Here is a 7,363-nt window from a genome sequence, read left to right as displayed (position 1 = left end):
GTTATTTTGTTGCAACTTGTATCATAACACGGTTAGAGCTATTCTCTTTTTTCATCCAACAAAAATTCTACACTAAGTCATGGAGATATTTCAATTTCCTTCTCCAAAGAAACCGAATACAGATACATTCCGGCCACGGGCTGACCCGTAATGGACTCCAGTGCCCGCTTGTAGTAGAGGAGCTGCTCCTTGTAGCGGAGCGCTAACTCCTCCGACCCTTGGGACTCTTCGAGATAATCGGTTTTGTAGTCCATGAGCATCAGCTGTCCTTCTTCTTCAAAGTACACGTCGATGACGCCGATGACCATGACCTCGCTGCCCTCCTGGTTCATGAGGAACTTGGATTCCCGGAATAATTCCTGGCGAAGATCCGCCTCCTGCATCCTTTGTCCCAGCTTTGTCTGAAAGAGCGCCTGAATTTTGTAGGGATTCACCGCTTCCAGCTCCTCGGGCCGGAGGAGTTCCCGATCCCGAAGCTCCTGCAGCTGTGTTCGGATTTCCGGCAGGCTCACCCGCTTGAAGTCCAAGTGCTGCATCACCTTATGGAATATGGTTCCCCGCTCAGCCCCGGTTAGCGTGGCCGATTCCTGGAGAAACTTGGGCCGCAGCACCACTGGCGACTTCTCGATCTCTTCCGCTTCCTCCGGATGATCCAGATGTGCCGCCATGCGCTTCAGCTCCGTGACCGTAACCTTGGAGACCTTCTCAATACTTTGTGCCTGGGCGTAGGCAAAGGCCAGTCTCCGATTGACTTCAAAGGCATTTTCCGGATCTTCCAGAAGATCCAGTGAAAAGACCCCGGAGGGTTTCTCCTGGAGCTCCTCGGCGCTGCCTAAGACCTGGGCCCGGGTTTTGGTGGAGAAGGCCAGCCGGATGTCTTTCCCCAGCCCCATGACCTTTCCGTCCGTTCTCCAGGCACTGAGGCTCTGGTGTTTCAGCATGACCGCCATGATCCAGTCCAGGTACGTGTCACCCTTTAGCACCTTGTCCTCGCCGATCTTCAGCCCGTCCCCGCCGGATAGGCGGGTCCAGCGCTCCAAACTCTTGTCCAGTTCCTTCACATGCCCCGTGAGAATGAGTTTTTCCCGGGCCCGGGTCATGGCCACATAGAGCACCCGCATTTCTTCGGAAATGCTCTCCAGGGCGATGCGGTCCTTGAGGACTTCCTTCAGGAGCGTCGTGGTTTTCAGGTTCCGGGACAGGTCCACGTAGCTGGGCGCAATGCCCAGTTCCTCATGGAGAATCACCTCCCGCCGAAGATCCGACCGGTTGAACTTCTTGGCCGTATTCACGAGAAAGACCACCGGGAACTCGAGACCCTTGGATTTGTGAATGCTCATGATCCGGACCAGGTTCTCGTTTTCCCCCAGAATTTTTGCGGCGCCAAAGTCTCCGGCGCTGCGCTTCAGCTTGTCGATGAACCGGATAAAGTTGAAGAGTCCCTTCAGCGAGGTGGCCTCAAACTGCCGTGCCCGCTGGAAGAGGATCCTCAGGTTCGCCTGCCGCTCGATGCCGTCGGGCATGGCTCCCACATAGTCCAGATAGGCGGTATCCCCATAGAGATACCCGATGAACTCATCCAGTTTCATGGTTTTGGAAAAATTGCGGTAGGTCTCCAGGCGATCCCGGAAATACGCCACCTTTTCCCGGAGAAGTCCGGTGAAGGCCTCCTCCTGGCAGAGATTGCGGTAGAGGAAATCCCCGGGGTTCACCGTGCGAAGCTGGGCCAGCTCATCCTCGCTGAAGGCGAAAATGGGGCTGCGCAGAACGGCCAGAAGGGGAATATCCTGGAGGGGATTGTCGATGAGATTGAGCAGCGCCATCATGGTGCGGATTTCGATGGTGTCGAAGTACCCCGTGGAACTGTCGCTGAAGGAGGGAATATTCGCCTGATGGAGTTCCTCCAGGAACACCGAGGACACCCGAGCCGTGGCCCGCATGAGGATGACGATGTCCTTGTAGGTCATGGGTCGCATGACTTTCGCCTGGTTGTCATAGATCCGGTGTCCCGAGCGGATGAGCTGGTTGATCCGGTCCGCCACCATTTTGGCTTCCATTTCGATGACTTTGTAGTCCGAAGGATCCGGGGCGCCTTCCTGAACTTCTGGGCCCTCGTATTCTCCGTCCTCTTCGCCCTCTTCGGCTTCCCCATTTTCGGCGCTTTCCTTGTCCTCCACCAGGAGGATCTCCACGGCATCTTCCGGAGATTCCCCTTCGGCCTCATCGGCTTCCTCATAGTAGGCTGCGCCATAGATGAGGGACTCCTCATCGGTGTAATCCAGCTCCCCCACCCGTTCGCTCATGATGCCCTGGAACAGGAAGTTCACTGCGGATAGAATATTCCCCCGGCTTCGGAAGTTTTTGTAGAGCTGGATCTTTTTGCCTTGGGCATTCCCCTCGGGGCTGTAGGTCCGGTACTTTTCCATGAAGAGTTCCGGCCGAGCCTGGCGGAAACGGTAAATGCTCTGCTTGACATCGCCCACCATGAACACATTAGGGTTGTCCTCATTTTTCCGGGATACCATAGTGATCAGCACTTCCTGGACTTCGTTGGAGTCCTGGTATTCGTCCACCAGGACCTCCTGGAAGCGTTTCTTGTATTCCAGGGCTGTTTCGGAAGGGACAATACGTCCGTTTTCCTCTTGGCTGAGAATCTCCAGGGCCAGGTGCTCCAGATCATTGAAATCCAGAAGCCCCTTGTCCCGCTTTCTTCGGCTGTAGACCTCCATGAAGCGGAGAATGACCGCTTCCAGGGCCTTCAGCCGGGGATAGGTCCGCTGAAGGATGGCCAGGTTGTTTTCCTCGCTTTCCCCAAAGTACTTCTCCGTGAGGGCTTTGATGAACTTCTTGAAATCCTCCCGGATTCCCTTGACCTCTTCCACGGCTTGGGGATCGGCATTCTTTTTGGCCGGCTTCATCCGTGCCCAGCTGATGGTCATCAGATAATTCCGGAGGCCGTCGTAGTCGGACTCTTCCTCCAGGAGGCCCTTCAGCCCCAGGAAGATTTGCTGGTCCGCCCGCAGGGCTTCGCTGTAGCCCTGGAGGGGCTCATGGCCATCGATGATGTCCAGGGCCTTTTCCAAAGCCTCCTCATGGATCTGGAGCCGGCTTTGAAGATCCTGAAGGAGCCCTTTCAGTACCGGCAAGGCCAGAAGCTTCTTCCCCTCTACCTGATACATCCCCACTTTTTCCCGCAGCCAGGCCTCAGGCCAGGGGCTGCTCATGATATGACGATGCACCTCATAGACGGTCTTGATCAGATCCCGGTCATCCTTTTTTCCGCCATAGGCGTCGCTGAGGTCCAGAAAATCCGGATCCTGGCGGTCGTAGAACTCCTCCAGGGTTTCGTCCAGACTCTCCTCCTTCAGCAGGGTGGCCTCCGTTTCATCGGCGATGCGAAATCCCGGATCCAGTCCGATGAGGTGGAAGTTGTTCCGGATGACTTCCAGACAAAAGGAATGGATGGTGGTGATGCTGCTGCGGCCCAGAAGCGACAGCTGCCGCTCCAGGTTCTTGTCCCCCGGATTAGCGTCCAGGGCCTTGATGACGGCACTGCCGATGCGCTCCCGCATTTCCGCCGCTGCGGCATTGGTGAAGGTCATGACAAGAAGCGTGTCGATGTCCACCCCATCCTCCGTGATCATGCGGATGATCCGTTCCACCAGCACGGCGGTCTTCCCGGATCCCGCCGCTGCGGAAACCAAAAGGTTCGATCCCCGGGAGGTGATGGCCTCCCATTGTTCATTCGTCCACGGACTGGCCATGGGCTTCGCCTCCTTTCATCCTGTTCCACAGTTCTTCGATGGGCAGGGCTTTGATGCTGCGGTAATGGTTCTCCGCAATTTTCGTGTCAAACTGACAGATGCTCCGGTAGGTGCAGTAGGTGCAGGGAATCTTGTCCTGATCCTTGTAGGGGGTAATGGCAATGTTCCCCTCAAAAAGTTCCTTGAGGATCTGGCCAATGCTTTCCATGACGTACCCCCGAAGGATGCCGAACTCCTCCTCCGTGAGGATCATCTCCCGGTTTTTGTCTGGCCGGTTGGCGGAGGAAACCACTTCCCCCTCCTTGTTGAAGCGGGCGGGGATGATGAGGGAGTAGCCGTCCATGTCCTTGTCCATGGAGCGGATGACTCGGGCGTCCTTCAGCAGCATGCCCTTGAGCTTCAGGTTCTTTAACACCTCCAGCTCGATCTCTTCGTCGGTCATGCCCACGCTGCCCTGGATGAGGGGATTGTCCATCTTAAAGTAGAGGATGGCCCCCGGTGCCGCCTCATGGGCCAGAATGCTTTCCCAGTTGCGCAGAATCACTTCCAGATAGACGAGAAGCTGCAGCTGGAGTCCGTAGAACACGTCCTTCATGGACATGTTTTTCGCCGAGGATTTGTAGTCGATGATGCGGATATAGGATCGTCCGTCCAGCTCCATGACGTCCACCCGGTCGATGCGGCCCATGAGAAGGGCGTCTTCGCCCGTCTCGGGAATCTCCACGGACAGGGGCGGAAGGAGCTTTCCGTCTTTTTCAAAGGCCAGCTCGTTGAACATGGGCACAAAGCTTCCCTTGGCGATCTGATTCGTCAGGGTTTCCACCGAGCGGTGAAGGATTCGCTTCACCTTTTCTCCCATGTGCTGGTAACGGGCAGAGCTCTTGTAGATGGTGTTGGTTTCGGCAATGGCCCGGTCCACCAGTTCATCCACAGACTGCCGAATGGCTTTTCGGTCCAGGGAGGTCAAAGGTCCTTCCATGCCCTTCAGGTCCTCGGTGAACTGGTCGATGACCGTGTGCATGAGCTGCCCCACATCCGGTGGGGTGATCTCATGGATTTTTCGGTCCTTGGCCTTGAGCCCGTACTCCACATAGTAGGCGAAGGGGCAGGCGGTGAACCGTTCCAGCCGGGAAACGCTGAGATAGAGCTGATCGCCGTAAAGGGCTTTCACCGAAGCCCGGGAAAGATTCAGGGCCGTATTGGTGTAGTTCAGTCCGTCTTTGGCGATTTTCAGCCGCGCAGAGAAGGCTGGATCTTCCTGGAACCAGCGGAAGGCTTCGCCCCAGAGTCCCTGAACCGGATCTCCCTGATAGTTTCGCCGCATTTCCTGAATGAGCTGGTTAAAGGTGGCCGTTTTTCCCTCCACCTCTTCCAGTCCCGCATGGCGGTGATCCAGAGGGTTCACTGCCACCTCCTCCACCAGGGCGGGGAAGAGCTTCTTCACCCGGCCCACCACCAGGGAGGGCCGAAGGGATTTTCCTTCCAGATCTGCCCCCACGTAAGAAATCGCCAGGAATCCCTTGGGGATGGTAAAGGCCGTATAGACCATGAACTGCTCATAGACGGCGCGGGTTTTGGAATCGAGGAAGACCTCGAGGCCCGCTTCCTTGAGCTTTCGGATATCCCGGTCCGTGATGATGCCTTCTTCGGCAATGGCCCGGGGAAAGACACCGTCGTTGACGCCGAGAATATAGAGCCCGTGGATGCTGTCGCTTTTCACCCGGGCCACATCGCCCAGGATCACCTGATCCAGGGTCAGGGGGATGAGGGCGATTTTCTGGTTCTGCATGGCCTGCTTCATCACTTCGGCATAGACCTCCAGGGTCAGGGGTTCATCCCCCAGCACTGTCACCAGATCATCCATAACTTTTACCAGACCCTTTTGAACCTCTTCCCGTTCCTTCTGGATTTCCAGGGATCCGGTGCGGTCCACCAGGGCGATGTAGCGGTCCAGAATGCCGTCCTCCTCCAGATGGGTAAAGAGCAGCCGGGTGGTTTCCCGGGCACTTCCCGCCTGCCGGATTTTTTCCACCCAGGGGCTGTAAAAGTCCACAATCTGGGTACGCGAGGCATTGACCTGGGCCAGGTAGCTCTTCCCCAGTTCGTCCTTCATCTGCGGATAGGGATAGACCCATTCCTTCTGGAAGTTTCCGCCCTTGATGCCATGGGCAAGGATATAGTTCTCCAGAAGATCGATGTCCTCCGTGGCCACGGGGGAAAGCCCGGTCTTCAGCATGCGAAACAGCGCCTCATAAGTGTATCCTTCGGCGGCGATGAGAATAAAGGCCAGGAGATACTGCACCAGGGGACTGTTGTCCATGTCCCGGCGCTTGTCGAGGAACACCGGGATGTCGTACTCCCGGAACACCGTGGTGACGATGTTTTCGTAGCTGTCGATGTTTCGGCAGAGGATGGCCAGATCCCGGTACCGGAGACTCTCGTCTTCCCGGATGCGCCGGCGAATATCTTTCGCCACCCGCTCCACCTCATCGTAGCTGTTCTGGGCCTTATAGAGAGTCAGGCTTCGCACGGGACCCCCAAAGCTTCGGCTGGGATAATGAAAATACTCCGACTCCAGATGGGCCAGTTCCGGATTTTCCCGAAATCTTGCCGGCGGTTCCCCCGAAAGCTCCAGAGGTTTTTCCAGGCTGACTCCGGCGTCCTCCGCTGCCCGAAGAAGCTTCCGCTCCGTGTCTCGGGTGATCTGGAACACATCGGAGCTCCCCTCCGCCGGCGGCAAGGTCAGGGTGAGCACCACCCGGCGGGCCTTGTGCAGAAGGGCGGTGATGAACTTCAGCTGCATCACGGAAAAGTCGTTGAACTCATCCAGATAGACTTCACTGTTTTTCAGAAAACCTGCCCCCTCAATCCGATCCAGGGCAAAGTGGATCTCGTCCGTGGCATCAATATGGTCCCGGTGCACTTCCTGATCATAGCGGTCATGGATGAGGAGAATATCCTGAAGTTTCTGCTTCAGTTCCTTATCCTCGGTGGTTTTCGCCACGCTGCGCAGGGATTCCGGATCCAGATCAAAGCGGCGGATCTCATCCACGAGATTTTTGGCCATGGCCACAAAGCCGGCTTTCCCCGCTACGCCCTTAAAGACGCTCATGTCGTCCTTCACTTCGCCCAGAACCTTGGTCATGAGCATAATCTTCCCGTTATCGGAGATGAGATCGTGGGCGGATCCCCCCACGGTGCTAAGAATCTTCTTCACCAGGGTGTTGAAGCTTAGTACCGACACGCGAAAGACGCTTCGCTGCCCCAGTTCCTTGAGGACCTTCTGCTCGGAGCGGAAGGTATACTGCTCCGGCACCAGAATGATAAAGTCCCGGTCCGGGTACAGGGCCATGCGCTGCTGGATCTGCCGGTAGATTTCATGGGACTTTCCGCTGCCGCCCTTTCCATAGATCATTTGGAGACTCATTGTTTCACATCCTCTGTATCATTGCTCAATTTCCTTGATATAATCCAATTATACTATACTCACTATCCCATAAGTGGGACAATGAATTATTCCGGGAGAAAAAGACAATTTTTGGGTTTCCCCATCAAATCGAAACCAAAATAAGATAACGGTTTCACTCATTTATATTATA

At 55.9% G+C, this 7,363-nt stretch carries 2 protein-coding genes; both read right to left on the bottom strand.

What is annotated here, in order from left to right:
* Positions 1-77: 77 nt before the first annotated feature.
* Positions 78-3,764: a helicase-exonuclease AddAB subunit AddA gene (addA, locus tag KCG48_RS10745; RefSeq protein ID WP_211802218.1), complete on the bottom strand. Its 3,687-nt coding sequence runs from the start codon at positions 3,762-3,764 to the stop codon at positions 78-80.
* Complete coding sequence (gene addB, locus KCG48_RS10740) at positions 3,742-7,179, bottom strand: helicase-exonuclease AddAB subunit AddB (RefSeq protein WP_211802217.1); 3,438 nt, start codon at positions 7,177-7,179, stop codon at positions 3,742-3,744. Before addB ends, addA begins: the two co-directional genes overlap by 23 nt.
* Positions 7,180-7,363: the final 184 nt, after the last annotated feature.

The sequence above is a fragment of the Proteiniclasticum sediminis genome (assembly GCF_018128025.1).
Classification (GTDB): Bacteria; Bacillota; Clostridia; order Clostridiales; family Clostridiaceae; genus Proteiniclasticum; species Proteiniclasticum sediminis.
Note: the sequence above shows the minus strand (reverse complement) of the source record. Positions and strands in the feature narration are given on the sequence as shown.

What these genes read in the sequence shown, in the direction of transcription:
- addB (WP_211802217.1), bottom strand. Translation starts at nt 7,179, where the DNA reads ATGATCTATGGAAAGGGCGGCAGCGGAAAGTCCCATGAAATCTACCGG.
- addA (WP_211802218.1), bottom strand. Translation starts at nt 3,764, where the DNA reads ATGGCCAGTCCGTGGACGAATGAACAATGGGAGGCCATCACCTCCCGG.